This is a genomic window from Sorangium sp. So ce295 (assembly GCF_051527405.1).
GTDB lineage: Bacteria > Myxococcota_A > Polyangia > Polyangiales > Polyangiaceae > Sorangium > Sorangium cellulosum_B.
In genome coordinates this window covers 13,488,649-13,514,549 of record NZ_CP150324.1, presented here as the reverse complement: position 1 = coordinate 13,514,549, position 25,901 = coordinate 13,488,649, and the positions used below count along the sequence as shown (strand labels likewise).

The window sequence follows — 25,901 nt, the reverse complement described above, 5'->3', positions numbered from 1 at the left end:
GGGCGTCAGTCCGGGGATGTCTTAACCAGCTTGTCGAGGAGGCTCAAGGCCCCGTGAGCGAGCCAGTCCGCGGCCTTGCCCCGGAGCGACCGCGCCGCGAGCGTGCCCCGGGTCACCGGCCGCGAGTCCGCCCTGTCCCGCGAGAACAGATCCGCCACCTGCGCGACGAACGCCGGATCGAACACGAAGAGATTCACCTCGTTGACGGCGCTCAGGCTGCTCGGGTTCGCGTTGAACGTGCCTATCGTGCACCAGTCGCCGTCGACCAGCGCGAACTTCGCGTGCAGGACATCCCGCTGGTACTCGAAGATCGTGAAGCCGCGATCGAGCCACGCGGCGTGCTCGGCGCGCGCGGCGCGCTTGATGATCGGCAGATCGGTCTCGCCGGGGAGGATGATCTGGACGTCGACGCCGCGCGCGGCCGCGTCGACGAGATCCTTGAGCATCCCGGCGGGCGGGAAGAAATAGGCGTTCTCGATCCAGATGCGCTCCCGCGCTCGCCGGATCGCCTCGCGGTAGCGGGCATAGACGCGCGCGTTGTCGTCCGGCGTGTCCGCGACGAGCTCGAGATCCGGGTACCTGCGCCCCGTCGCGTAGTCGCGCACCCCTTCGGATCCGCCGTCGGCCTCGCGCCAGCGCTGCTCGAAGAGGAAGGCGAAATCTTCGACGCAGGGGCCCTCGAGGCGCATACAGACGTCGTGCCACCCCTTGCCCCCGCGCCGCTCCGGGAGCCACTCGTCTCCCCACGCGGCGCCGCCGGTGTAGGCCTGATCGTCGATCACGATGACGCGCGAGTGATCCCGCGGCAGGAGCCCGCCGCGGCCGAGCCCGGGCGCCATGGGACGGTAGGCGCGGACCTCGATGTCGCGGCGCCGGAGCTCGTCGAAGAACGGGGCGTCGGTCTCGTGCGACCCGAGCGGATCGTAGAGGAGCCGCGCGCGCACCCCGCGCGCCGCGGCCCGCCCCATGACGTCGGCGAACGCGCTCCCGAGCAGGTCGTCGCGGTAGATGTACGTCTCGATGTCGACGCGCCGCGCTGCGCGCTCGACGTCGCGGAAGATCGAGCCCAGCACCGCCTCCATGCCGGGCAGGAGGGTGAGCGCGTGCTGCGCCGTCAGGATGGGGCCGATCGGCTTCGACGCGCCGCCGCCGGAGCGGCCCGAGGGCGGATCGCCCGGCACGGGCGAGCTGCGTCCGTCGCCGACGGGGCTCAGCAACCGGCGGTCACGGGAGATCATCGCCGAAGTGTGGAGGATGCGCGGAGGAAGACGAGCGCTACCCGGCCCGCCGGCGCTGCGCCGCGCGCGAGCGGGCGCGTTCGCTCACTTGAGGGAGAGCGGGCCCTCGCCGGGCTGGGCGCCGCCCTTCATCTCGTGCGAGTTGGGATCGTACTTCGAGGTGCACTTGGCCATCACGAGGCTCGCCTCGAAGTCGCCGCCCTGCGAGAGCGTGCCCTCGACGGTCACCTGCACGCCGCCGCTCGGGACGTCGCGGAAGGTGTCGGGGATGACGCACTGGGCGTAGCGCACGGGCAGCGGCGCCTGCGTGCCGTGGATCTGGAAGCGGTACTCGCAGGGCGAATCGCGCTTGACCAGCGTGCCGGGCACGAGCTCGCCCTCGACCCGGACCTTGCGGCCGGCGAGCTTGTCCTTCGACGCGAGCAGCTGGTCGACCGGCGTCGCGTAGACGGCCGCTTCCTTGAAGCCCACGAGGAACAGGGCGACGAGCGCGCCCACCATGACGAGCAGCGTCGCCAGCAGGCCGAGGCTGCGCGACGGGCGCGCCTTGGGCGCCGGGCTCGCCGCGGCCGGCTTCACCACCGCCGGCGTATCCTGCTGCTCTGCGAGAGACAGCGCCTGGGCCAACTCGTCGTCCAGCTTCTTGCTCATCGTGGATAGGTACAGGCTAGCCCGCGCCCCGCGGACGGTCGAGCACCACCTGCACGGCCTCGGGTCCGGCCGGCGGCGCGCTCCCGTCTGGGCGCCGCGGCGGACAGCCCGACCGGAGATCTCCCTCGCGAGCGGACCCGACGAAGCCGTGCGCCCGCTCGCGGAGGGTCGAAGCGCGGGCAGTGTCGCCGGTCGGCGGCGAAACGCAGAAGACACGCGGAGGCCCTCATGGGCTGCTCACGGCCGCCTCGATGGCGGGGAGAAACACGGCGTGAGGGAACGCCACGCGGAACCGCTCGGCGCGCGCGCGGGCGTCGGCGCGCCGCCCGGCCTGGACGAGGGCCTGGATGACCAGCGCCTCGCGCAGCTGGACTCTCGGGCTGCGCGGGTAATTCCGCTCGTGCAAAGCCAGCACGTCGAGCGCCTCTGTCGCCTTCCCTTCGCTGAGCGCACGGCCGGCGCTGCTGAGCAACGCGCTCTCCTCGGTCGCGTCGTGCTCGCTGAGCGGAGCCGCCTTGCGGGAGGGGGCGCGTGACGGCCCCGCGGCCGCGATCTCGACAGCCGCCGGGGATCCAGCGCTCCCGACGGTCACGGCCACGGCGCGCCCGTCCGCGGCGCCCCCGCTGTGCCCGGCCTCGGCGCGCTCGGACGCGGCGCGCTCGGACGCGGCGCCGTCGGCCTCGGCGCGGACGGACGCCACCGACGCCGCAGCAAGCGGCGGAAGCATGGCATAGACGAGGCCGGCGCCGGCCCCGGCGCCCCAGAGGAACAGCGCCGCCCCCGCCTTGATGAGCCTGGATCGCGCGATCGTGACGACCGGCGGCGCTGTCGAAGCGAGCGACCGCTGGAGCCGCGCCCAGAGCGGCCCGGCGAGGTCCTGCGAGAGGCCGAGCCGGACCCCGCCTGCGTCGAGCCGCAGGGGCCTGTCGGCCAGGGCGAACGGCGTCAAAGCGAGGCGCAGGCGGCGAAGGCCGAGCGCGTCCGGGTCCCGCGCGGAGAGTCGTTTGACCGCGGCCGAGAACTCGCTGCGAGCGCGTCTCAGCCGATCCCATGCGGTGTTCACCGAGATCTGGAGGGCCTGCGCGATGTCGCGCATGTCGCTTCCCTCGAGGTCGTAGAGCACGAACACCGCTCGTCGTTCCCTCCCGATGCGCTGGATAAGCTCGCGGACGATACGCTGGGTCTCGGCCTGTGCGACCCGGCGCTCGGCGTCGAGCCCGGGGTCCATGAGCTCGATGGGCTCGCCATCGTCGAGCGCGAGCAGCTCCCGCTGGTTCCGGGCGAGCGCCCGGTGGCGAAGGGCGACATTGGCGCTGATCCCTGCGATCCATGGTTTGAGCGACAGGCGAGGATCATGGTCCTCGAGGCGCCGGTGGACGACGAGAAACACCTCATGAGCGACGTCGGGAAGATCTCGGGACGCAATGCCGAGCCGCCAGAGCACCACGAGGACGTACGGGAGCAAGGTCTGGTAGACCTCCTCGAACGAGGGCCGCGGGGGCGGGCCGATGGCGGGCGCAGGATCCCGATCGGGTGCCGCAGCGGGCTCCGGGTCGGGCGCGGGCGTCATCTCCGGGGCGGGCGCGGGCGCCGCCTCCATGGCGGGTACAGACGCAGGCGCCGGGTCGGGTGCTGGGCGTGCTTGGAGCTCTTTCATGGATAGGTCGTCCGGCGACGCCGCCCGGCTCGTTGCGAAATCGTACACGGGCTGGGCGCGACCGGCCGGGCGGGTGCGGAACGGAGGCATCACCCCGGGGCCGACGTCACCGAAGGGCGCCCTCACCGAACGGCAGCCTCGGTGAGCGCGAGCCGAGCCTCTCGGCCAGCGCTCGCCTGGCGCGACGCAGCCGGCTGGCGGCGGAATTGGGGTTCATGCGGCGCGCTCGAGCCCAGGCGACGAGGCTGCGGCGCCCGGCCGCCGCGAGGAGGACCTCGCGATGGCCCCTGGGCAGCGCGGCGACCTCGCGGAGCGCGGCGCGGGCGAGGAGCATTCCCTCGATCTCGACAGGCGCCTGGCCGGCGGGCACGAGGGGCGCGTCGAGCAGGATCTCGCAGCGGATGCAGGCGCTCTGCCGGTAATGCGACACCTGGCGCCAGACGACGCCGTGCAGCCACGCCCGCAGCGCCGCGCGCGGGTGCCGCCGTGGGTCCGGGCGGTACCTGCGCGCTAGGATGGCTTCCCAGGCGCCCAGGAGCACCGTCTGGACGAGATCCTCTCGATCGCGGACGGGAACGTGGAGGGCGCGGAGCAGGAGGGCGACGAACGGCCGCTCGGCCCAGAGGGCCTCGATCGAGGGCGAGACCGCCGGGTGGAGCGCCTCGTTCGGCGCGCTGTGCGCGCGGCGGCGCATCCGGGGTGCCGGCGCATCGGAGGACAGACGGCGGGCTTCCCGCCGGGGAGGGATCGGCGATGGGGTCTTCATCGGAGCGGTTTCCGGGACTGCCCCGCTTCTCGCTGCACAATCGACTGGCCCGCGTCACCGTGGGGCGCCAGAGAGCTCGTTCCGGCGACACGCGGGGGACGGGCGCACAACGACGGGGACAGCTCGGGCGCTCATGGAGGGCGACGCCGGCTGTCGCCTGGCGAAAAAATGAGAAGAATGCCTCGCTCTTCGTAATGCGATCGAACGGGGGTGGTCTGCCCGGGGTTGCTCTGGCGGCGCCCTTGGGTTCCCTGGTAACGTGGCGGCACTTACGGCGGCGCGCCGTCAGCGACGCCGCAGATCATGAGGAGCGGCGATGGCGGCGCGGGCGCGACGTTGGCAGCGTGAGATCGTGGCGGTTTGTTGTGCGAGCGCGCTCGGGCTCGGTATCGCGTCCGGCGGATGCGGGACGCCAACGTCGTACTTCTGCCCCTGGGATGAGGATGAAGGACCCAAGGGAACGCCTTGTGAGGTGAACGAGCCCCCCGACGCCGGCGGCGCTGGCGGATGCGGCGGCGGCGACGATGGCGGCGATGACTGCGCGGCCGAGGACGACATGGACGCCGCCATCGCGCCCGATTTCGGCGACCTGATCCCTCCGGCAGATGTCTGCGCAGGGCAGTGCGTGCCGAAGGAGCCGCTCGGGTGGTCCGAGCCCGCGCTGCTCTGGATCGGCTCCTCCGACGGCGTGCCGAGCTGCCCTGCGGCCGCGCCGATCGTCGGCTACGAGGGCTACGCGGATTTCGCGGCTCCGGCTCCGCACACGTGCCCCGCCTGCGCGTGCGACCCACCGGAGGCAACGTGCGAGGTGCCGACGGAATGGAGGGCCTACGCCAGCTTCCCGTGCGGCGGCCCCGAGGCTCCCGCGACCTCGTTCGCTGCCCCGGAGGGGTGGGATGGGACCTGCACCTCGGTGAATGCCGTCGACGCCGGACGGACCTGCGATGGCGCCCCATGCGTGCAGTCGCTCGCGATCCAGGCGCCTCGCGTCATTTCTGCTGGTTGCGCGCCGAGGATCGCGGAGGCGTCGGAGAGGCCCGACGAGCCCGCCACAGCTGGGAGCTTCGCGATCGTCGCCCGGGCGTGTACCGGAAACGCGTACCCCCCGTGCGCAGATCCGGGCATGACCTGCACGCCGGCGCCGCCGATCGGCGACGCCGCGCCGCCGGAGGGATTCCTCACGTGCATCCACCGCGAGGGCCAGCATGAGTGCCCCGCCACGTACCCGGACCGGCACGTCTTCTACGACGGCGCCGAGGACACCCGCGGGTGCGCGCCTTGCGGCTGCACCGAGCCAACCGGGGCGACGTGCAGCGTCCTGGCCTCCGCGTTCAGCGACGAAGGGTGCTCGCAGCTCGTCGTGGCGGGTGTGGTGGGCACTGGCGACGCACCGTTCTGCGGTACCATCACGCCAGGCACGGCGCTCGGAAGCAAGTTGGTGAGCGTCGTGAACCTTCATCCCGGACAATGCGAACCGTTCGGCGGCGAGCCGGTCGGCAACATCGCGCCAACCGCGGCGGCGACGTTCTGCTGTCAACGCACCAGCTCTGTACCGGCCTGAGTAGGCGCTTCGTCCCGCATCGGGCGCAACAGCGGCCTCTCCAGGAGGTGGCGGGCCCCAGGGGACGCCCCCGCGACCCCCCACGCGCTGCACGCGCTCGCAACCGCCTCATGGGAATAGCAACCTCGGGCGCGTCCGATGCTTCGCGAAACCGCACGCAGGTTCAGAAAAGAGCTATCAGGCGGAGCGCCACTGCCTGCGAGATAGGCGCCGTCTTCCACCCTGCTCCATGGGGCGATCGATGGACCGGTCGAACCGTGTTGATCAAGATGTCGCCGGTGAGCTGCGCGGCCAGCCGGGCCGAAAGCGGCACCTCCAGCCCCGCTCGAAGCCCAAGCGCTGCGTAGGGCAGCACGAGCTCCCTGCCGGTGCTCTCCCTGACCTGCCACACCCCGCCTGCCGTAGCGAGGGCACAGCCGAAGAACCAATCCATGTGGCCGCAGGGAACCAGCGAGCCGCTCAGCTCCGACACCTCAACGATCCGCCCGCGGTAGGGCTCGGCATCGATCGGAAGATCCCCGCGGGCCTCCAGCGAGAGCGAGAACCTCTCCCAGCGGGCGCCGGCGAACCCCGAGAACCCGACCGCCACCGACGGCGCCACGCCGGCGCCGAGCAGCACCCCGGCGCCCAGCTGGAGGCGCGGGCCATCCTGCGGCGGCCTCGGGCGCGGAACGGGTCGGGCTGGGTCGGGCGGCTTCGAGGCCGGCGCCTTGGACGGCGCGCCCGGCGAGGCGGGCGGAGCGGCGCCCCTCGGCACCGGCGGGGGCGGCGGCGACGCGGGAGGGCTCTCCGGTTCAGGCCTCGGTGGCAGCATCGGGCGCATGACGGCGCTGAGCGCGAGGCCGATGTCCTCCACGAGCACGCCGCAGATCGGGCTCGAGTGCTCCTGGCGGCCGAGATCCCGGCCATCGCGGTCACGGAGCGCGATCTCTCCCTGGAACGCCGTCCGCTTGCGCCGGATGACCACCTCGATGTGCCACGCGCCGTCGCTCACGAACGGGTCGACCCCGCCGACCTGGCTCGCGACGATCAGCCGGAGGGTCGGCTCCTCGGGGCACCCCTCCGTGCCAGGCCCCCGCGTGTAGGACAGCCGCGCGCCGCGCGGCGCGACCTGCGCGAACGCCGAGGGCGCCGCCAGGACGAGCGCCGCGGCGAGCGCCAGCGCGGCGCGTTTCATCCTCCGGATCCGGCCGCGGGCGAGGAGCGGGCTGGACATGAGCGGAGCTCCCTCGTTCGTCATCCGTCGTCGTCCGTCGTCATCCGTACGAGTTCCGGAAAGGTGTCCCGGCTCGTTGCGAAATCGTGCGCCGGCGCAGAAAAGGAATGCACGAGGTTTGCCGGCGACATTTCCCCCGAACCTGAGAGAAATGTCACCTGGAATTGGGAGTGAAGCGGCGTTGCGAGGTGACCGGCGAACGGCGCCGTCCTCGCGCGATGGGTGGGATGGCCGGTCGCGCACCGGCGGGCATACGAGGAGCAGCGCTATCCGATCGGCTCAGGCTCAGGCTCGGCCTTCTTCCTGGCGCTGGCGGCGCGGGCCCGCTGGTCGGCGCGCCGCTCTTCCTCTGCAGTGTCCTCGTACGGCGAGAGCAGCCGGTCGCGGAGGAGCGCGTGTGTCTCGTCCTTGTCGTCGTCGTACTCGGCATGGGCCTGGACCAGGAGCGTGCCATAGGCCTCGTGCCACGCCTCGACCGCCTTGACGGCCGGATCCGCGGCCTTCGCCTCGGTGACGCCGAGTTTCTTGCCGTACAGCTCCGTCCAGCGCTGGAGGCGGCCTACCTCGGCCGAGAGTCCGAGACGCTCGACCGCCGCCTTCACGTCCTTGCCCTCGATCGCCTTGATCATCGCGCTCATGCGCACCCACTGCTGGGAGTAGACGAGGCGGATGAAGTCGGTGCCCGACGACAGCACCTCCGAGCGCACCAGGAGCGCATCGCGACGGCGCGCCGCCTCGTCATCCGTCAGCGGCAGGATGTCGTCGTGATCGAACGCGCGCTCGATGCTGGCGAGCTGGCTGCTGAACGCTCCGATGCACCGGTCGGTGCCGCGATCGATCTCCACCATCGTGGCGTCGATGCTCCCGAGCGCCTCGAGGGCCTCGGTGGACGCGATGACCGACTGGACCGCTGCGTCGACCTTGGCAGCGAGCTTGATCTTCTTCGATTTCAGGGCCTCCCGGTGAGCGGCGAGCTTCGTACCTGCAACAATGCACCCGCTCGGCGTGAGCCGGCGGGCGAGAAATGCGGCTTTTCCCATCAGACCTGGCTATCGGGCTGGCGATGACCCGGCAATGCGGCAGCATGGTTTCGACGCACCGCAGCATACCGGCCGGCGTCCCCCCACGCGCCGCAGCATACCGGCCGGCGTCCCCCCACGCGCCGCAGCATACCGGCCGGCGTCCCTCCACGCCCCGCCGCACCACGGCGGGCGTCCCCCCACGCCCCGCGATCCGGTCGTCGCTCGAGGTCCGCCCCGCTGGCGTTACGGCCCCTCCTGCGCGACGTGAGCCAGCGTCCTGTGGACGCACGCGGCGCGCGCGACACGCGACGCGCGCTGAGATTCCCATCAAAAGCGATAGACGCCCTCGACGGCTATGCTGATGGAGATCCCGGACCAGGCGATGCCTGGGATATACGCCGTATGTACGGTGCCTCTGCCGCCAAGCCGGCTTTCCGGTGCCGGGAACAGCATCGCGCCCAGATGCACGGCCGGCGCCAGGCCGTGCTCACGCTGGCACCACGTGTCGGCGCAGAGCGGCACGGCGAACACGTCGAGGCTCGGACCGAGTTCCAGCGTGAGCTCGCGGTGGTGGATCCCGAGCACGGCGGCGTTCACGTCGATGACGCCGATCCAGCGCAAATCCTTGCATCACGCACCTCCGATGCCGCATACGCGTCTTGTCTGCGGATTCACCGCCAGACTGGATGGGATCACTTTACGTGGATGAGCCGGTCGAGGCCGAACGCTCGGGCACGTCCGCGGGGGCGGACTCATGAGCAGTCTTCGGGCGGTACGGGGGGCAGGCCGAGCTCTGCCCTGATCGCATCGCTAGCGTCACGGAGCTCGCGGGTGATCTCGTTCTCGGGCTCCGCATCCCTCAACCTGTCCAACGTCACCTCCAACTCGTCTGGAAATTTCTCGTCCTCGAACGTCTTTCCGCCTTCCGTCATCCGGAGAATCGTTTCCAACTTGGCCTGACGCCACCGCTTGTCGGCTATCTGCACATTGTAGATGGCCCTCGCGCGCTCATAACGCAGCACCACCTCTTCGCTCACGCCAAATTTCTCAGCCAGAGCGCGCCGCTCTTCGGCCGACAAGCCGCCAGACCGTATTCTGCGCACGATCTCCCAGATGAGAAGAATGTCTTTCGTCCATTCAACGCTCATACCCATCACCCAGCCAACGTCCCGCGAACAGCGAGAGAACGCCGGTCACCTCCGAGCAGCGTCGTCGCAGTCCTCAGCTCCGTCCAGGCAGCGGCCCGCCGGTGCCGGCGCCGGTGGCGGCGACATGAACCGTTTGTCGTCGCAGCGCACCCCCTCGATCCAGCCCCTCATCTTGAAGGCCAGGACCTTCACCCCTCTGATCTGCTCGCTGATGGCGCTGGACAGCCGTCCGGGGAGGTCGTTTCGGGCTGCTTCGCGGCGGGCGGCGCGGCGACGCGCCGCGATCTCCTCGTGGTCGATGACCTCGCCGTTGATGACGACCACCGATTCACGAGCGAACCATCGATCGAGTTGCTCGTCCTCCTCCCGTGTCGCGCTGTCGGGCCCCCCCTCGATCGCCCCTGCATACGGTGCCTCGATCACCCCGGCGCCAGGGGGCCGGGCGCAGAAGGGCTGCCCGCCTCCTTGGCCGCATCCAGAGCGCAAGACGCGAGGCCGAGCATCCGGCGCACCGATAACAGTCGCCCCCCCACCGCACGCGACGACGGTACCTGCAGCGATCGCTCGGCGTCAACCTACGCCGTGCACGGACCGGTGGCGTGGGGAACGGTTCAGACTGGGAGCCTGGGTTGCACCCGGAAGGAACGGGAGCTTAGGTTGCATCTGTCGTGGAGGACCAACGACGGAGGAGCGCTGCACACAATCTCATGAATCGTGCAAGCTTCGGTCCGTCGAGAGGCTCATGTTCAGGAATCAGGGAGGTAGCGCGTCATAGGCGACGCGAACGCGCTTCCCTTTCCTCTTGATGCTCAGGACTCGAATAACGGAAATCTCGGACAGAGCTCGCACGTGGGTTCCACCGCAAGGTATCGGAGGGAAGTCCCCGATCTGGATCGCTCGCGAGCTGTACGGATCACCCATCACCTTGACCTCGATGGGTTTCGAGAGGAGCTCTCCCAGGCGCCTCGAGAGCGCTGTGGCAAGCCCATCAAAGCTGCAAGCCTCCGCCGGCCCTTCGAACTCGACGCGCGCTTCTCCTGGCCACTGATGACCGGCCACAGCGGTCAATCCATGCTGAAGACTCTCCACCAACCCGGCGATCAGGTGCCCGGACGAATGGTAGACCGAATTCAGCCTTCGCCAGGCGGAGTCGACTGCAAAGCCGTAGGTTCCTCCGACGGACAGGCCCGCGAGCGAGTCCACGAAGTGGTCCACCATGCCGCCATTGTGAGCCACGTGCAGCACGCGCGCCGGACCCATGGTGCCTCGATCGGATTTCTGACCTCCTCCCTGCGGGTGGAACCAGGTCTCGGCCACTCGGACGACGGGGCTCTCACCTGCGATGAGCTCGGTCACGACAACGCTCCCTGTCGCATCGGCCCGCTCTAGATAGACCCTCTTTATACTACTCCATCTCCCCTGCACCTCGCCCCCCTTGGCGTCCTCTCTGCCATTTCCGAACCAACCGCGAGCGTGCGGACGGCGCCCGCGCTAGGCTCGGCCGCCGCCCGGGCAGCCACGCGGGCAAGGAGACCCGAGCGCGAGCGAAGGATGCGTCGTCCCCGATCCCCCCTCTCCCCTCGATCCGTGATCCCTGCCCTGCTCGTACCGCTCGCCTGCGGCGCGGGCGCGTGCTCCGGCGGCTCCCTGCGAGACGCGCCCGCACAGACCGGCACCGCGGCGCACGCGCCCGGCACCAGCCCGGCCCCGGCCCTCGCCCCGGAGAGCGCGCCCTCCATGGGCCCCGCCGCGACCGCCCTGGCGAGCGTGGCTTCCCCCGGCCGCACGCCGCTCGGCACCGCGACGGTGCAGCCGCTCCCGTTCACGATCGAGCCGTCGCTCGACCGCCGCTCGGTGCTGCTCCTCTCCAAGCTGTCGTCGGATCGCGCCGGCTGGGTCAGGCGGCTCGACGCTGCCACCGGAGAGCTCGGACCGCCGCACCTGCTCCTCGACGAGGACCTCGCCGGCGCCCACGCCTCCCCGGACGGGACCACCACCCTGCTCACCTCGCAGGGCGGCGAGCTCTGCGTGACGGCCATCCTCCCGGGCGAGGCCTCGGCCGCATCGCGGACGTGTGCCCCGATCCGCGCGCACGCCCTGGCCGCCGTGGGCGAGCGCGTCGCGCTGCTCGAGCTCGCCGAGACCGCGCCGCGCGGCAGCGCCACGGCGCCGGCCCAGCGCGCCGCGCGCGAGCGCTCCGCGGCCACGAAGCCCGCGCGCAAGGCCCCCGGCCGCAAGGCGACGGTGGCGAAGCCGAAGCAGCCGGCAAAGACCTCCGGCGCGAGCGGCAAGGCCACGCGGAAAAAGCGCGGCGAGCACCGCGGGCGCGACGGTCGGCCCACGAAGACCGCGCGCCCCGCGACCCGGCCGAAGCGGCCGGACCCGCTGCCCGAGGTCGAGGTGCGGCTCCGCTGGGTCTCGCCGTCCGAAGGGATCGCGGCCACGTCGTCCCCCACCGGGCTGCGCTTCCGGCCGCCGCTCGACGGCATGGGGCTGATCGACGCAGGCGGGCGACCAGGCGCGATCGATCTCTTATTTTACGCGGCGAGCTCGAAGAAGACGAGCACGTCGTGGCTCGGGAGCGCGCAGATCGCCTTCGCCTCGCTCGGCGAGGACGGCAAGCTCGATCCGGGCCGGCGCGCCGTCGTGGTCGAGGGCGACCTCGAGTACGGCGCGCTGCGTGGCCACCAGGATCCGCGCCTCGTGACGGCGAGCGCAGGCGCCGTGGTCGTCGACGTCACCGGCCGCAACGGGGCCTGCCAGGCGACGCGCGTCGCGCCCTCGCTCCAGCGGCTTGTTGCCGGCGCCGCGCCCAGGGCGGTCTGCTCCGTGGATCCGGCGCGCCTCGCGGACGCGACCCCGGTCACGCCGGCCGAGATCGGCGCCCTCGAGCGCATCGCCGCGAGCGGCGCCCGGCGCGCCCCGGGGCAGCCGGGGTACGATCCGGGGCTCGCCGCGTGGGCGGGAGATCGCGCGTACTTCCAGACGATCTCCGGCGGGCTCTTCTCGGCCTCGCGCGCCGACGGGCAGCCGCGCCGCGAGCCGGACCCGTTCCCGGCGCGGCGCGCGCGCATCGCGTGGGGCGCGCTCGCGACGGACGGCGAGGGGCTCGCCTTCGCCGCGGGGCAGCTCCACCGGCTCGACGCGCGCGCCCTGGTCACCGCGGCGGCGGCGCCGGAGAGCCTCGGCGCAGCGCCGGCAGGCGCCGTCGACGGCGCGCCGGCGACGCCGATCGGCGAGCCGGAGCGCCCCACCGACAGGCGGCGCGCCGCGCGCATCGGGTCGTCCTGGTGGCTCGCGAGGACGGACGTGGCGCGGCTCCTGCCCGGACCGCTCGTGGTGCCCGCGCTGCGGGGGCGCGCGCACGAGGACAGCACGGCGCTCGTCGGCGGGCACGAGCGCGGGCTCTTCCTCGAGGTGCGCGGCGACAGGCTCCAGATCACCGGGATCGACGCCTCGGGCGCGCTCACCGGGCTCGGCGCTCAGGGCGGGCTCGCGCCCGTCGCGCCCGTCGCGCCCGGCGCGCCCGATCCCGACGCCGGAGGCCGCGCGCCGCCCGCCCTCGCCATCGCGTCGCCGGTGCGCGCGGGGTTCGATGCATGCGAGCGCCGCGGCGGCGGAGCCATCGTCGCCGGCGTGAGCGCCGCGGATCCGCGCATGGTCGTGGCGCTCTCGATCGACGCGCTCGGCCGGCCCGGCGCGGCGCGCGCGACCTCGCTGCCGATCGCCGAGGGCGACCTCGCGGTGCGGCTCGTCGCCCTGCCCGAGGGCGGCGCGCTGCTCAGCGACGCGGCCCGGCGCCACGTGGTGTGGCTCGACGACGAAGGCGCCGAGCTCGCGTCGCAGCCCTGGCCGGCCGACGACACCGGCGCGCTCTGCGTCGACGGGCAGCCCGCGCGGCGCGCGGTCCCGGCCCCGTCGCCCGGCGCCTTCGTGACCGTCCCGGAGCTCGCGGCGCCCGGCGCCTGCGTGGTGGGTGATGCGGTCTGGGCCTCCGACGGCAGCCTGCGGTGGTTCGGGAGCGCCGTGAGCGGCCTCGACGCGCAGGCCGAAGCCGGCGTCGCGCGCGTCGCTCGCCCCGCGCCGCCCGCGAGCGCCGGCGCGGCGCGCTCGGCCGCACGAGAGCCCGCGGAGGCGCCCGCCGCCGCGCTGCCGGGCGCGCCCGCGTGTCCGGCGGACATGGTGGCCATCGACGGCGGCCGCTTCTGCGTCGATCGCTTCGAGGCGATGCTCGTCGACGGCGCCACCGGACAGGCGCTCTCGCCCGACTACCCGTCGACCCCGAACCTGCTCGAGCTCACCCTCGCCGACTGGTCGACCGGCCTGCGGCGGATCGGCGACGTCCACGCGCGCGCCTTCCCCCTGCCGCTGCTCGCCTCCTGGCAGCGCGGCCGCGCGATCGCCGCCCTTGCCCGCTCGCGGTCCGGCGTGCGGCCGAGCGGCTACGTGACCGGCCTCGTCGCCGAGAGCGCCTGCGCCGCGGCCGGCAAGCGGCTCTGCTCGGTCGAGGAGTTCGTCACGGCGTGCCGCGGCGAGGACGACACGCTGTACCCGTACGGCGACACGTTCGAGGAGGGCGCGTGCAATGTCTACCGGCCGGCGCACCCCGCCGCGCTGCTCCACGGCAATGCGTCGATTGGCCACCTGGATCCCCGGCTGAACCGCGTGCGCAGCGCCCGGGAGCCGCTGCTCCGGGAGACGGGCGGGAGCCCGCGGTGCAGGAGCCGCTGGGGCAGCGACGCGGTCTACGATCTCGTGGGCAACCTCGATGAGTGGGTGAACGAGCCGGGCGGAGCGTTCGCCGGCGGCTTCTACGCGCGCTCGACCCGCGCAGGCTGCGAGGCCCTCATCACGGCCCACCCGAGGAGCTACCTCGATTACTCGACCGGCGTCCGGTGCTGCCAGGACGGGCCCTCGCCCCCGGCGACCGCGACGGAGGCACCGCCGGGCGCCCCGGCCGCTCCCGCCGGCTCAGAGCCGCGGCCGCCCGGGCACCTGCCGTAGCATCCCGGTCAGGGCGAAGGCGGCGGAGATCACGAGGAGCGCGGGGGTCCACGGGTGCACGGTCAGCACACCGACCACGGCGAGCAGCCAGGTCAGCAGCGAGACCAGCACCACGCTCCAGAGCACCACATCGGTCCAGCTTCTCATTCGTGCCCCTTTCGATGAGGGTCCGTCCAGGGGCGAGGCGAACGGCGTGCCACTCCATCGCTGACGCGCGGCCCCGCGTGCTACGTTGGGCCGCGATGAGCGCGTCATCCCCCGCAATGGCAAGCGATCTGGAAAACCCGACGGAAGAGCACCGGATGCTGCGGCAGATGGTGCGGGATTTCGCCCGTGAGGTCGTCGAGCCGCAGGCCGACGAGCACGACCGGAGCGCCACCCTGAACGTTCCCCTGATGCGGCGGCTCGGCGAGCTCGGCTTGCTCGGCGTGACCGTGCCCTCGGAGTACGGGGGCGCGGGCATGGACGCGGTCGCCGCGGTGATCGTCCACCACGAGCTCGCGAAGAGCGACCCCGGGTTCACGCTCGCGTACCTCGCCCACGCGATGTTGTTCGTGAACAACCTCTTCCACGCCGGCAATGACGAGCAGCGCGCGCGGTACCTGCCGAAGGTGCTCTCCGGCGAGTGGATCGGCGCGATGGGCATGACCGAGCCGACGAGCGGGACTGACGTCCTCGGGATGAAGACGTTCGCCCGGCGCGACGGGGACCGGTACATCCTGAAAGGGCGCAAAGCGCTCATCACGAACGCCCCGGAGGCCCAGATTTTCCTGGTCTATGCGACCATCGAGGGCCGGGTCACGACCTTCGTCGTGGAGCGGGGGTTCCCCGGGTTCTCGACCGACGAGAAGACCCCGAAGATGGGAATGCGGGGGAGCACGATGAGCGAGCTCCTCTTCGACGACTGCGTCGTGCCCGCCTGGAACGTCCTGGGCCAGGAGGGGGGCGGCATCCGCAACATGATGAGGAACCTGGAGCTGGAGCGCCTCACGCTCGCGGCCATGAGCCTGGGAATCGCGGACCGCTGTCTGGAGATCATGATCCAGTACGCCGGAGAGCGGAAGAGCTTCGGCAAGCCCATCGCCGAGCACGGGCAGATCCAGCGCTACATCGCGGAGAGCTACGCCAAGACCGAGGCCGCCCGCGCCCTCATCTACGCGGTGGCGCGCAACGTCAGCCCCGAGCGGAGAAACCGGCTCGGGACCGACGCCGCGAAGCTCTTCGCCGCGCCGGTGGGCAAGGAGGTGGCCGACAACGCCATGCAGGTGCTCGGCGGCTGGGGCTACTGCACCGAGTACAAGGTGGAGCGGTTCTTCCGTGACGCCAAGCTGCTCGAGATCGGCGGCGGCACGCTCGAGTCGCACCAGAAGAACATCACGCGCGAGCTGATCGGCCGCATCAGCTGACGCTGCCCGGCCGCGCCGATAGGCTCGCGTGGCCTCGGCGCGCGTGTGCCGGCGACGGATCCTGCGCAACACCCCGAGTTCGTGCCGGCCATCACGGTGTGTCGCGGGCGATGAGGGGCTGTCACGCCTCGGTTGCGAAAAGTCAGCGCTGGGTTTGCGGTCCGGCCATCGAGACGCCACGCGATTCGATCAGCATGGCCATCCATGGATTGGGGAGATCTGGCGACGGTCGCGCCGACGGCGCTGTCATCCATCATCTACGCGACGATTCAAACCTCCTTCCTCTGGAGGATCGCGCGGCACCGGCTCGTGGCGCCGGTCCAAGCGTCGCGCCCCTGCGGGGCGACCCCGTTCGTCAGCATCCTCAAGCCCGTCGCGGGCGTCGACGACGGGCTCGCCGACAACCTCGAGTCCTTCGCCCGGCTCGATTACCCCTGTTACGAGATCGTCTTCGGCGTCGCCTCGCGAGAAGACCGGGCGGTGCCGGTGATCCAGGCCTTCATCGCGGCGCACCCCGAGGTGAAGGCGCGGCTCTGCCTGACGGATCCGAGCGAGGCGTTGAACCCGAAGGTGGCGCAGCTCCTCGAGCTCGAGCGCAGGGCCGAGGGCAGCGTCCTCGTCATCTCGGACGCGAACGTGTGTGTCCGCCCAGACTACCTCCGCTCGCTGCTGTCGATCCTGATGCGGCCTGGCGTGGGGCTCGTCTCGAGCGTCGTCGTGGGCACGGGGGAGCGGACGCTCGGCGCGGTGGTCGAGAACGCGCAGCTCGGGGCGTTCATCGCGCCCGGGGTCGTCGCCGCCGCCGAGCTCGCGGGGCGATCGATCAGCGTGGGCAAATCGATGGCGATGCGGCGGGTCGACCTCGCACGGGTGGGAGGGTTCGAGAGCGTGGCCCACGTGCTGGCGGAGGACGACATGCTCGGACAGCGCTTCAGCGCGTGCGGGTTCGTCGTCGATCTCTGCCTGGATCCGATCGAGAACCGCAACACGAGCTGCTCGCTCACGCGCATGCTGGATCGACACACCCGCTGGGCGAAGATGCGGCGCACGCTCGCCCCGCGCTGCTTCGCGGCGGAGCCGTTCAACTCGCCGCTGCTCATCGCGTGGCTCACGTTGCTGCTCAACCCGACGGGCCTCGTGCTGGAGATGTGGCTGTTCGCCTGGACGCTCCAGAGCCTTGGGACCTTTTTGGCCCTGAAGATGCTGCGCCCGGCGCGCTCCAACCTGGCGCTGGTGGCGGTCGAGCCGCTCCGGACGCTGTGCTGGTTCTTCTGCTGGCTGAACGCGTATTCGAGCCGCCGGGTCGCCTGGCGGGGCAACGCGTTCCACATCGGGCCCGGGACGGCGCTGGTGGCCGCGGACGAGCCGTCTTCCCTGCGATCGCCCGCCAGGTAGCGGGGGCGAGGGATCCCGGGCTGCTCCCCGGGCGCGGGCGCGGCGAGGAGGGGCCGGAACAGCGAGGAGCGCCGGCTCAGACGTGAACCGACGCGACGCCGATGACGGCGCCGGCCAGGATGAGCCAGAGCGAGCTCACGCGGTACCGGATGAGCAGGAGCGCTGCCGCGATGGCCAGAGCGCCCGTGAGCCAATCGACCACCGCCGCGCGGGCGAGGCGGAACGAGACGACCGCCATCAGGGCGAGCGACGCCGCGTTCACGCCGTCGAGGAAGGCCGAGGCCACGGGGGAACGGCGGACGCGGGGGATCAGCGGTCCGCTCAGCGCGACGAAGAAGAACGCAGGAAGGAAGATGCCCGCCGTGGCGACCAGCGCGCCCGGGACGCGGCCCAGGAGATAACCGATGAAGGTGGCCGCCGTGAAGACGGGGCCGGGCGTCACCTGGCCGACCGCCACCGCGTCGAGCAGCTGGGCCTCCGTCATCCACCGGTATCGCTCGACGAGATCCGCGCGGAGGAACGCGAGGAGCACATACCCGCTCCCGAAGAGGACCGAGCCCACCTTGGCGAAGAACAGGAACAGCGGCAGGAGCCCGAACGGCACGCTCACCGCCGCGGCCGTCGCGGCGGCGCCGCTGGCGAGCGGGACGGCGAGCGGGACGGCGACGGCCGCCGCGCCGGGAGGCGGACCCGCGGGGCGCCCTGCCGCGAGCCGGTGCGACACGGCGAGCGCGCCCGCGCCGGCCAGGACCGCGAGCTCGTGGATCCCGAAGAGGCTCGCGCCCGCGCAGAGCGCCGCGAGGCCGAGCGAGCGCCGCGAGCGCAGCCCGGCGCGGCCGAGACCCCAGAGCGCCTGGGCCACGACCGCGATGATCACCGGCTTCACCCCGTAGAGGAGCGCCGACATCTCCGGCACCGCGCCGAACCGGACATAGGCCCACGCGAACCCGAGCGTGATGAGCGCCGCCGGCACGATGAAGCACCCTCCGGCCACGAGCAGGCCCGCCCAGCCGGCCCGGCGATGCCCGATGTGGATGGCGAGCTCGGTCGAGCTGGGTCCCGGGATGAGGTTCGTGGCACCGTAGAGATCGAGGAAGTCCTCGCGCGTCATCCAGCCGCGCCGGCGGACCACCTCGTCCTCCATCATGGCGACGTGGGCCGCGGGGCCGCCGAAGGCCGTGGCGCCCAGCCGGAAGAAGAGCCGCGCGAGCTCCCAGAGCGCCGCGCCGCGGGCCTCCCCGGACGTCGGCGCGCCCTCGATGCCAGAGTCTTTGCTCATGATATGTGGTGCCGCGTGGAACAGGCCTTGCCGGGCCTCCAGGGAGCCGCGAGCGCCGGAGGCCCATCAGTCGATGGGGGGCTCCGGGATCTCCGGCGGGACGAGGAAGAAGACCTTGCGGGTGCTGAGCGTGGTCACGCTGTCGCCGGTGACGACGATGTTCGTCGTGAACACCTGCGGCTCCGTCGTCGGAGGCACCGAGACGTTGGTCTTCGGGATCACGTCGAAGCAGATCGTGGGCCCGGGGAACACGTTGGTATAGGTATCCGCGACGCCATCGACGTTCTTGTCGATGACCCTGAAGCCGGTGGCGCAGGGCTCAGGAGCGCTGTTGTTCGCGATGATCCTGTCGATGAACGCGCTCGCGGCGTCGACCGCGTCGGTCTCGTCCGCCACCGCCGCCGAGATGTCGAGCGTGACATAGGTCGTGAGCACCTTGATCGCCTGCACGACGGCCAGGTTCAGCCCGTCGCCGCTGCTGGCGACCCGGAACACGAGCGGGCATTTGCCGCTCTCGATCGTCACGCCGCTCCCGTTCTCGCCGACGCAGCACTGTCCCACCGCGCACCGCGGCGGGCGCATGCCCTCCGGTCCCCACGCCGCCGGCGGGACCACCGAGCCCGTCGCCACCGCGCCGGCCGTCAGGTCGGCTTGCGCCTCGACCGAGCTGGAGGCGACCATGCCGATGAGCCGGCCTCCCACGCCCGTCACCGCCTGCAGCGCCTCCGAAGAGGTCGGCGACTCCACCCTGGACGTGGCGTAGTTGTGCTGTGCGAACGTCCCGTTGTGGCTCGGCGTGTCGGTGATCATCACCACGATGGGCAGCGAGCCGAAGCGGAAGCCGACGCCACCGATGGTCCCGACCGTCTCGCCCGCCGGGGTCCTGCCCGGCGGAGCGCTCAGCGGATTGAACATGGGCACGTTGGCGCCGCCCTCGTTCGTGCCCGCCCCGGTGGCGATCTGATAAAGAGCCTCCCAGCCGCTCTCCGGGAGATCGCCGCCGGCCTCGGCCTTGAGGTAGTTCACCGCGTCCTGCACCGACTCGCGCCCTGCCGGCGTGAGGACGCTCATCACCCGGTGCTCCAGGTAGAACGGCTGGTCTTTGGGGCCCCCGTAGGCGTCGATCGGGAAGTCCTTGTACTGAGTCACCCCGATGCCGATGTTCGGGATCTCCTTGGCGAGCTGATCGATCATCTCCTGGAGCGCGCCCTTCAGATGATTGATCTGGCCGCCCATGGTCGCGGTGGTATCCATCGCGAACACCACGTCGGCCTGCGAGATGGTGGTCGAGAAATCCAGCGTGTCCTGCGCGGGATCCGGGCGGCCCTGATAGGGCATGATGAACACGAAATCCCCGCTGGCCCGCGGGTTGTCCAGGTCGTCGTTCGGGTCCGTGCCGGCGGCCTGCTCGATGAGATCGTTCACGCCGTCCTCGTCCGTGTCCTCGCTCGCGATGCTGGACTCGCCCGGGTCGAGCACGCCGTCGCAATTGAGGTCCTCGAGCTCGTCGAGCAGGCTGTCGTTGTCGCTGTCCAGGTCGAGGAAATCGCCCCCGCCGTCCCTGTCGCTGTCGATGGGCGGCTGCTCGGGGTCACCGTCGCCGCGCTCGATCGAATCGGGCCGGCAGTCACCATCCGAGTCGAGATCTCGAAACGCCGGGATCCCGTCGCCGTCGGCGTCGAACTCTCTCTCGTACCGATCCAGGAGTTCGTCGTCGTCGGAGTCCCTGTCACGGAAATCAGGCCACTTGTCGCCGTCGGTGTTCACCGGATCGAGCGGGTCCGACCCGAGCTCGACCACATCCAGGAGGCCGTCGCCGTCATCGTCGGGATCCACGTAATCGGCGGTTCCATCGCGGTCGCGGTCGCCGTCGCCGTCGTCCTCGTCGGGTAGCCCGTTGTCGTCGGAGTCCTCGTCGCGGTAATCCGGCACCCCGTCGCCGTCGCTGTCACGCGGCTTCGCTTCCCCTGGGAAGGGAGCGCCCTCGAGCTTGTCGGACAGCCCGTCGCCGTCGGAGTCGGTGTCCTCGAAATCCGGCTGACCGTCGCGATCCGTGTCGACCGCATCGCCGCGCCCCTCCTCCGCATCGCTGATCCCATCGCCATCCGCGTCCGCGCTCGGCACCTTCCCCGGCGTCTCGTCGGGCGGCCTGTTCGCGGACGTGGCGTCGCAGCCGATCGGCGCGGAGAGCAACAGGCAGCAGAGCAGAGGGTGAAGGCCGCGACGCATAGGAGCTCCCGCGCGAATGTGAGCGCGAAATCCTAGACGCTCCACGCAATCCGGATCAACCGACATTCCGTGGTGCGCCGGGGCTCTCCGCCCGTCATCAACCGCAGACGGATTGCCTCCCGCGGCCGCCGCGGAGCGCCGGCGCGCGCGTGCGCAGCGGCTCCTGCGAACCCGTCACGGCGGCTCGTTGCATGGCGCCGCTCGCCGCGATCCGCCGCGGAGGCTCGACCGCTGCACCGGCGTCACCGGCGTCAGGGGAGCTTCAGCCGAGGCAGCGCGACGGTCATCGACTCTGCCGGCGCCCTCTCCCGGTAAGGGCAGTGGCGGCACTTGGAGTTACAGCAGTATCCCCGTTTCAGGTGATACGCCTCTGTGAAAACCACCCGGCCTCCCTCGAGGTAATAGTCTTCGCCTTCGACGGCCCTGGGAGGCTTCGGCCCGCTCATCTACCCTCGATCAAGCTACTCCGAAAGGCGCACCGGCGCCATCCGGCGCGCGGGCGGCTGGACGGCGCGCCGGCTCCACGACGCCCGCCCGCCGCCCGTGCTACGCCTGCGCCGCCCGCCGCACACCGGTGCGCCGCCGGGTCCGCCCGCGATGCCCGATCGATCCTGCTCGAAGCTCCTCCGCGCCCTGCTCCCGCTCCTCGCCGCCGCCGGCTGCGATGGCTGCCCGAGCTCCAGGCCCTACACGCCTTACACGCTCGGCTCGGCGGCGCCCTCCGGCGCCCCGCCCCCGCTGAGCGGCGTCGTCCCTGGCGCGGCGACCGCCGGCCCCGAGGCCGACGCCGGCGCCCCGGACGCCGCCGCGCCTCGGTTCACGGTCGTGCCGAGCGTCCCGGCGCCGGAAGGCGGCAAGCAATGGCCCCTCGAGGGCGGCCCCGTGGCCGCGGCGCCGACCGGGCGCACGTTCGAGACCGGGCTCCTCCTCGACGTCGACGGGGACGGCGCGCGCGATCTCGTCGCGTGGGCGCGGTCGCCCGACGGCCTGCGCGGCGAGCTCCTGCTCGCGCCCGCCGCGCGGCCGCAGGCGCTGCGCACGCTCGCCGCGCTCCCCGGCGATCTCGACGCGCAGGGGTGCACCCCGCGCGTCGGCCTCAGCCAGATCGGCCCCTCCGCGCTCGCCTTCGATTTCGCCCCGCAGTGCGGCGGCGCTCACCGCGGCGCCGCGGGTACGGGCCCGACGCGCTGGATCGCCGTGATCCGCCTCCCCGGGCCCGCCGCGGGCGCGGGCGCGCCCCCGGAGCTCGCCCTGGAGCTCCGCCTCCGCGCGCCGCCCGCGGAGGAAGCGCTCTCCGCCTCCCTGGAGGTCGCCGATCGCGACGCGGACGGCCGCGACGACCTCATCGTCTCGGTCGGCCTCTCGGGCGCCCTGCGCCCGTTCCCTGCCCCGGCGGGCGCCGCGTCCGAGGTCCGCGCCCCGCTCGTCTTCCTGGATCGCCCCGCCGGCCTCTCGCGCGACGCGGCCCAGCCCGGCGAGGCGCTGCGCGCCCTGGCCGCCTCCCTGCTCCGGGACGCGCGCGGCAAGTCGACGGCGCCGGCCGTGGCCGCCTCCGCCCAGCGGCTGCGCCGGTTCCACGCCGCCCTCTGCGCCGACGCCGAACGCGGCGCCGGAGCGACCGCCGGCCGCGACGCCGCGCGCGCCGGCGAGGCCCTCGTCTGGACGGGCCCTGGTCCGGTGCGCTGCGGCGAGCCGGGGCTCGCGGCCGCCATCGACCACGCGGAGGCGGTCGCGGCGTCCACGCGGGGCGCGCCGCTCGCGGCCATCGCGGCGCTCGACCGCGGCGGCGCCGAGGCGCGCACCAAGGAGGACGGCAAGCTCCTCGCGAAGCTCGCGCCGCCGGCGACCGCCGCCGCCGTGTACCGCACCGCCGCGGCCCCGCAGCCGACCAGGACCGGCGCCTTCGGCCCGCTCGCGTTCGAGGCGAGCGGGGCCCTGCTCGTCAGGACCGCGCAGGGCGTCGTCCGCGTCGACCCGGCCACGTCGCCAGCCACGTCGACCGAGTCCGCGACGGACATCCCTCCCTGGCCCGCCGCCGTCCACGCCGGGCCCGCGGAGCTCGTCGCCGTCGAGCGCCGCTGCGACGCGCCCACCTTGCTCGCGCTCTTCCGCAGCTCGCCCGATGCCGTCGGCGAGATGGAGGTCCCGCTCCCGCTGCTCCGCGGCCAGGGGCCTCGCGCCCGGCCCGGCGCGGCCGCGCCCGAGCGCTGCGCCGGGACGGAGCGCCTGCCCTTCGTCCCGCTCGCCGCGTCCGAGCGCGGCTTCGACATCGCCCTCGGCGCCGCGCTGATCTCGATCGACCTGCGCGCGGCCGCGCCGGCCTCGTCCGCGCTGTCGTTCCCGCTCACCACGCCCGCGCCTCAGGGCGCGGCGCGGTCGCCGGACGGCGCCACGCTGGCGATCCCCGCCGCCGGCGGGCTCCTCGTCGCGACCGCGGGCGGCGCCGCGCGCCTCTGGACGGGCGGCGACCTCGCGCAGGCGACGGCGTGCGCGCCGGCCAACGGAGGCGCCCGCGTCGCGTGCGTCGCCGGCGCGGCCGCCGTGATCTTCGAGGCGAAGTGACCTCCGTCGGCCCTCGGACCCCGGAGGTCAGCCGGGGATCACTTGTTGACGCGCTCCAGGTACTTGCCGTCGGCCGTGTCGATCTTGATCCACTCGCCCTCCTTCACGAAGAGCGGGACGTTGACGGTCGCGCCGGTCGACACCGTGGCGGGCTTGGTGGCGCCGCTCGCCGTGTCGCCCTTGACGCCCGGCTCGCTGCTCACGATCTGGAGCACGACGTGCGGGGGCATGCTGACGCCGATCGGCAGCCCGTTGAACAGGGTCACGTCGATCGACATCCCGTCGCTCAGCCACTTGGCGTCATCGCCGATCTTGTCGCCGGGGACCGTGAGCTGCTCGCCGGTCGCCGCGTCCATGAACACGAAGTCGGTGCCCTCCGGATAGATGTACTGGAGGCTGCGCTCCTCCACGTCCGCCGGCTCCAGCTTCTCGCCCGATTTGTACGTGCGCTCGAGCACCGCGCCCGTCGCCATGTTCCGGATCTTGACGCGGGTGAACGCCTGCCCCTTTCCCGGCTTGACGAACTGGAAGTCGATGACCGAGTAGGGCTGGCCGTCGACCATAAACTTGAGGCCTTTTCGGATGTCGCTTGTGTCCATGGGGAGAGCTTCCTGGTAGCGTAAGGGCGGCCTGTCGGCGAGGCCGGGGATCCGCGTCCGCGGCACCCTGGCGCGGCTCGGGGGTCCGCGTTCGCGGCCCCTTCCACGGGTCGGGGGTCCGCGTTCGCGGCCCCCTTAGCACGAGCACGGCCTCCTGCACAGGCCACGGTTTCAGGACCTGAAAATGCACGACTTCGACGACGAGCTCAGGGAGATCAAGCGTGAGATCGTGGAATCCCGTGGGCTCATCATCAAGACGAACAACCTCACGAACGCCCTCGCCGCGGATCTGAAGAGCATCTCCAAGCGCCAGATGGCGTACGAGCGGCGCGCCTTCTGGAACAGCGCGAGCGCGAACCTGCTCTTCGTGATCGTGGTGATCGGCGTGGTCAAGCTCGCCTGGGACGCACGCGTGGACGCCGTCCAGGCCGAGACCAAGGGCGCGCGCGACCGCATCGCGAAGCACGAGGCCGATCTCAAGGAGATGCAGCAGCGGAGCGACGCGCGCGCCAAGGCCGAGAGCGACGCCGCGGCGTTCTACGAGCTCATCCGTGCCGAGCGGCGACAGGAGGTGATCGAGGGCTTCGAGGCGCTGCGCAAGGCGCCGCTCACCCGGGCCGAGCTCGCGTTCTTCTCGGACTCGGTCGACAAGTCGCGCTCGGAGCTCTCGATCAAATCGTACCAGACGGGCCTCGATCACATGCGGACGGGCCGCTGGCACGAGGCCGCTGTCGCCTTCGAGGACGCCATCCGGCAGAAGGAGACGGCGTCGCACACCCCGTCGGCCCGCCTCAACCTGGCGCGCGCCTACCGCAGGCTGAACCGGCAGCGCGACGCGATTCCGCTGCTCATGACGCTCTCCGAGGCGTCGCCCGATCGGGAGGTCATGGATGACGCGACCTTCCTCCTCGCCGAGTGCCTCCTCGACATCCAGGCCTGGAACGACGCGAAGACGACGCTGCGATCGTTCATCCGCCGCTTCCCGGACAGCGCGTACATCAACGACGCGCGCCTCGCGCTGGCCGACGTCTCGCTCCGGCACTGACGAGCGCCGCCGCGGCCGGCCGGCGCCCTCCCCCCACAGCGCCGGCGCCGCGGCGGCGGGACGACGTCAGGACCCGCGCCGCACGTCGATCCGGCGCGGCTCGTCCTTCTCCTTGAACCAGCTGGATCGGAGCTGCCGGCGAAGGCCCGACGCGAACAGGCAGTCGCGGAACGCGTTCTGCTCGAAGGTCACCGCGCTGTGCGCGAGCGGGACCTGGATGAAGATGGCGCGGCCGTCGAGGAGCTGCTTGCGCGTGAGCTCGCCCGGGCGGCGCTCGTGCAGGCAGGCGACGCCTTGCGCCTCGAGCGCGCGCGCGAGCTCGAGGTTGAGCCGCCGCACGTCGCCCGCGACGAAATGGCTGATGAGCTTGTGCCGTTCCCGCCCCGAGCGGCCCTTCCGCTCGAGCACCCAGTCGCGGAACGCGTCGACCTCGCCGTACAGCGCGTCGAACAGGTACACCTCGTTCACCTCGCAGCCGCCGTGGCGCAGGCACGCGGCCGCGACGCGGTATCCGCCCGAGTGCGCCGACAGGCAGAGCGTCCCGAGCTTCGCCTTCCGCGGGATGGCGCGATCGCCGAGCGCCCGCCGCGCCGAGGGGCTCGCGAGCACCGACGCGAGCTCGCCGCACAGCCGCCGGAGGCCGCCCTTCTGCCCCAGCTTGCCCGGGGGCGACTCCGCCGCGTTCACCGCGCACTGCGGCACCACGAGCACCGCGTTCTGCTTGCTCTCGTGGAGCTGCTCGCGGAGCTTGTGCGCCGCGATGGCCCGCTCCGCGGTCGTGACGTGGCCGTGGAAGTGGATCACGAGGTCGAGCTCATCGCTCTCCGGCGCGCGGTAATGGGCCGGCACGAAGACCATCGCCGTGGCGTCCTGGTAGGGAGCCCCGTCGCAGGGAAACGGCGCGTTCGACAGCTCGATCTTCAGCGTCACGCCGATGTCCGACGCCTCGACGGCCCTCACCCTGGAGGCCGCCCTGGCGAGCGCCGGCGCCGGCGCCCAGAGCCCCGGCGCGGCCAGGGCGCCGCCCGCCGCGCCGAGCGCACGAAGAAAGGCCCGGCGGCCGAGCGCCGGTGTTGCGATGCGGGACATCCTGGCGACCTCGTCCCGCGCCTATCACCGACGT

Annotated in this window: 22 protein-coding genes; 6 read left to right on the top strand and 16 right to left on the bottom strand. The window is 72.2% G+C overall.

Annotation, left to right across the window (positions count from 1 at the left end; translation table 11 throughout):
- Nucleotides 1-5: 5 nt before the first annotated feature.
- From WMF11_RS51100 to WMF11_RS51085, 4 genes are all read right to left on the bottom strand, one after another.
- Nucleotides 6-1,238 carry a phospholipase D-like domain-containing protein gene (locus tag WMF11_RS51100; RefSeq protein ID WP_437975940.1) on the bottom strand — a complete coding sequence of 411 codons (1,233 nt, stop codon included), beginning with the start codon at nt 1,236-1,238 and terminating at the stop codon, nt 6-8.
- An 84-nt stretch (nt 1,239-1,322) separates the two neighbouring features.
- Nucleotides 1,323-1,889 carry a cytochrome c maturation protein CcmE gene (locus WMF11_RS51095; RefSeq protein ID WP_437906291.1) on the bottom strand — a complete coding sequence of 189 codons (567 nt, stop codon included), beginning with the start codon at nt 1,887-1,889 and terminating at the stop codon, nt 1,323-1,325.
- Nucleotides 1,890-2,115: 226 nt separating this feature from the next.
- On the bottom strand, nt 2,116-3,489 hold the full coding sequence (locus WMF11_RS51090) for an RNA polymerase sigma factor (protein WP_437975939.1): 1,374 nt from the start codon (nt 3,487-3,489) through the stop codon (nt 2,116-2,118).
- A 163-nt stretch (nt 3,490-3,652) separates the two neighbouring features.
- Complete coding sequence (locus WMF11_RS51085; protein ID WP_437975938.1) at nt 3,653-4,240, bottom strand: sigma-70 family RNA polymerase sigma factor; 588 nt, start codon at nt 4,238-4,240, stop codon at nt 3,653-3,655.
- Between the two features lie 544 nt (nt 4,241-4,784).
- Here WMF11_RS51085 and WMF11_RS51080 point away from each other — a divergent pair.
- A complete protein-coding gene (locus WMF11_RS51080; RefSeq protein ID WP_437975937.1) occupies nt 4,785-5,873 on the top strand; it encodes a hypothetical protein in 1,089 nt (362 codons plus the stop codon).
- Nucleotides 5,874-6,036: 163 nt separating this feature from the next.
- Here WMF11_RS51080 and WMF11_RS51075 read toward each other — a convergent pair whose 3' ends face one another.
- From WMF11_RS51075 to WMF11_RS51050, 6 genes are all read right to left on the bottom strand, one after another.
- On the bottom strand, nt 6,037-7,089 hold the full coding sequence (locus WMF11_RS51075; protein WP_437975936.1) for a hypothetical protein: 1,053 nt from the start codon (nt 7,087-7,089) through the stop codon (nt 6,037-6,039).
- Between the two features lie 266 nt (nt 7,090-7,355).
- Nucleotides 7,356-8,129, bottom strand: coding sequence for a phosphoenolpyruvate--protein phosphotransferase (locus tag WMF11_RS51070; RefSeq protein WP_437975935.1), 774 nt, complete (start codon nt 8,127-8,129; stop codon nt 7,356-7,358).
- A gap of 309 nt (nt 8,130-8,438) precedes the next feature.
- Entirely contained in the window at nt 8,439-8,732 is a 294-nt protein-coding gene (locus WMF11_RS51065; RefSeq protein WP_437975934.1) for a hypothetical protein, read from the bottom strand.
- Between the two features lie 131 nt (nt 8,733-8,863).
- A complete protein-coding gene (locus tag WMF11_RS51060; RefSeq protein ID WP_437975933.1) occupies nt 8,864-9,265 on the bottom strand; it encodes a hypothetical protein in 402 nt (133 codons plus the stop codon).
- A gap of 39 nt (nt 9,266-9,304) precedes the next feature.
- Nucleotides 9,305-9,682 carry a hypothetical protein gene (locus WMF11_RS51055; RefSeq protein WP_437975932.1) on the bottom strand — a complete coding sequence of 126 codons (378 nt, stop codon included), beginning with the start codon at nt 9,680-9,682 and terminating at the stop codon, nt 9,305-9,307.
- Nucleotides 9,683-10,012: 330 nt separating this feature from the next.
- The gene (locus WMF11_RS51050; RefSeq protein ID WP_437975931.1) at nt 10,013-10,615 is read right to left on the bottom strand and encodes an alanyl-tRNA editing protein; all 603 of its coding nucleotides are present in this window, start codon (nt 10,613-10,615) and stop codon (nt 10,013-10,015) included.
- Nucleotides 10,616-10,846: 231 nt separating this feature from the next.
- On the opposite strand from WMF11_RS51050, the gene WMF11_RS51045 reads away from it, so the two are divergent.
- Nucleotides 10,847-14,263, top strand: coding sequence for a hypothetical protein (locus WMF11_RS51045; protein WP_437975930.1), 3,417 nt, complete (start codon nt 10,847-10,849; stop codon nt 14,261-14,263).
- Here WMF11_RS51045 and WMF11_RS51040 read toward each other — a convergent pair.
- Nucleotides 14,231-14,410 (bottom strand): hypothetical protein, encoded by a 180-nt coding sequence (locus tag WMF11_RS51040; RefSeq protein WP_437906282.1) that lies wholly within the window; start codon nt 14,408-14,410, stop codon nt 14,231-14,233. The genes WMF11_RS51045 and WMF11_RS51040 overlap by 33 nt on opposite strands.
- A gap of 116 nt (nt 14,411-14,526) precedes the next feature.
- On the opposite strand from WMF11_RS51040, the gene WMF11_RS51035 reads away from it, so the two are divergent.
- Both WMF11_RS51035 and WMF11_RS51030 read left to right on the top strand, forming a co-directional pair.
- Nucleotides 14,527-15,669 (top strand): acyl-CoA dehydrogenase family protein, encoded by a 1,143-nt coding sequence (locus WMF11_RS51035; protein ID WP_437548239.1) that lies wholly within the window; start codon nt 14,527-14,529, stop codon nt 15,667-15,669.
- 204 nt (nt 15,670-15,873) lie between these two features.
- A complete protein-coding gene (locus WMF11_RS51030) occupies nt 15,874-17,064 on the top strand; it encodes a glycosyltransferase (protein WP_437975929.1) in 1,191 nt (396 codons plus the stop codon).
- Nucleotides 17,065-17,140: 76 nt separating this feature from the next.
- On the opposite strand, the gene chrA is transcribed toward WMF11_RS51030, so the two are convergent.
- From chrA to WMF11_RS51015, 3 genes are all read right to left on the bottom strand, one after another.
- A complete protein-coding gene (chrA, locus tag WMF11_RS51025; protein ID WP_437906280.1) occupies nt 17,141-18,343 on the bottom strand; it encodes a chromate efflux transporter in 1,203 nt (400 codons plus the stop codon).
- A gap of 66 nt (nt 18,344-18,409) precedes the next feature.
- Entirely contained in the window at nt 18,410-20,572 is a 2,163-nt protein-coding gene (locus tag WMF11_RS51020) for a VWA domain-containing protein (protein ID WP_437975928.1), read from the bottom strand.
- A gap of 251 nt (nt 20,573-20,823) precedes the next feature.
- A complete protein-coding gene (locus WMF11_RS51015; RefSeq protein WP_437548232.1) occupies nt 20,824-21,018 on the bottom strand; it encodes a DUF5522 domain-containing protein in 195 nt (64 codons plus the stop codon).
- A 151-nt stretch (nt 21,019-21,169) separates the two neighbouring features.
- Here WMF11_RS51015 and WMF11_RS51010 point away from each other — a divergent pair, with 151 nt between their 5' ends.
- The gene (locus WMF11_RS51010) at nt 21,170-23,134 is read left to right on the top strand and encodes a hypothetical protein (RefSeq protein WP_437975927.1); all 1,965 of its coding nucleotides are present in this window, start codon (nt 21,170-21,172) and stop codon (nt 23,132-23,134) included.
- A gap of 38 nt (nt 23,135-23,172) precedes the next feature.
- Here WMF11_RS51010 and efp read toward each other — a convergent pair whose 3' ends face one another.
- Complete coding sequence (gene efp, locus WMF11_RS51005) at nt 23,173-23,733, bottom strand: elongation factor P (RefSeq protein ID WP_437975926.1); 561 nt, start codon at nt 23,731-23,733, stop codon at nt 23,173-23,175.
- 184 nt (nt 23,734-23,917) lie between these two features.
- On the opposite strand from efp, the gene WMF11_RS51000 reads away from it, so the two are divergent.
- Nucleotides 23,918-24,778, top strand: coding sequence for a tetratricopeptide repeat protein (locus tag WMF11_RS51000; RefSeq protein ID WP_012241841.1), 861 nt, complete (start codon nt 23,918-23,920; stop codon nt 24,776-24,778).
- A 66-nt stretch (nt 24,779-24,844) separates the two neighbouring features.
- Here the strand turns inward: WMF11_RS51000 and WMF11_RS50995 are convergent, their stop codons facing one another.
- The gene (locus WMF11_RS50995) at nt 24,845-25,867 is read right to left on the bottom strand and encodes a hypothetical protein (RefSeq protein ID WP_437975925.1); all 1,023 of its coding nucleotides are present in this window, start codon (nt 25,865-25,867) and stop codon (nt 24,845-24,847) included.
- Between the last annotated feature and the right edge of the window lie 34 nt (nt 25,868-25,901).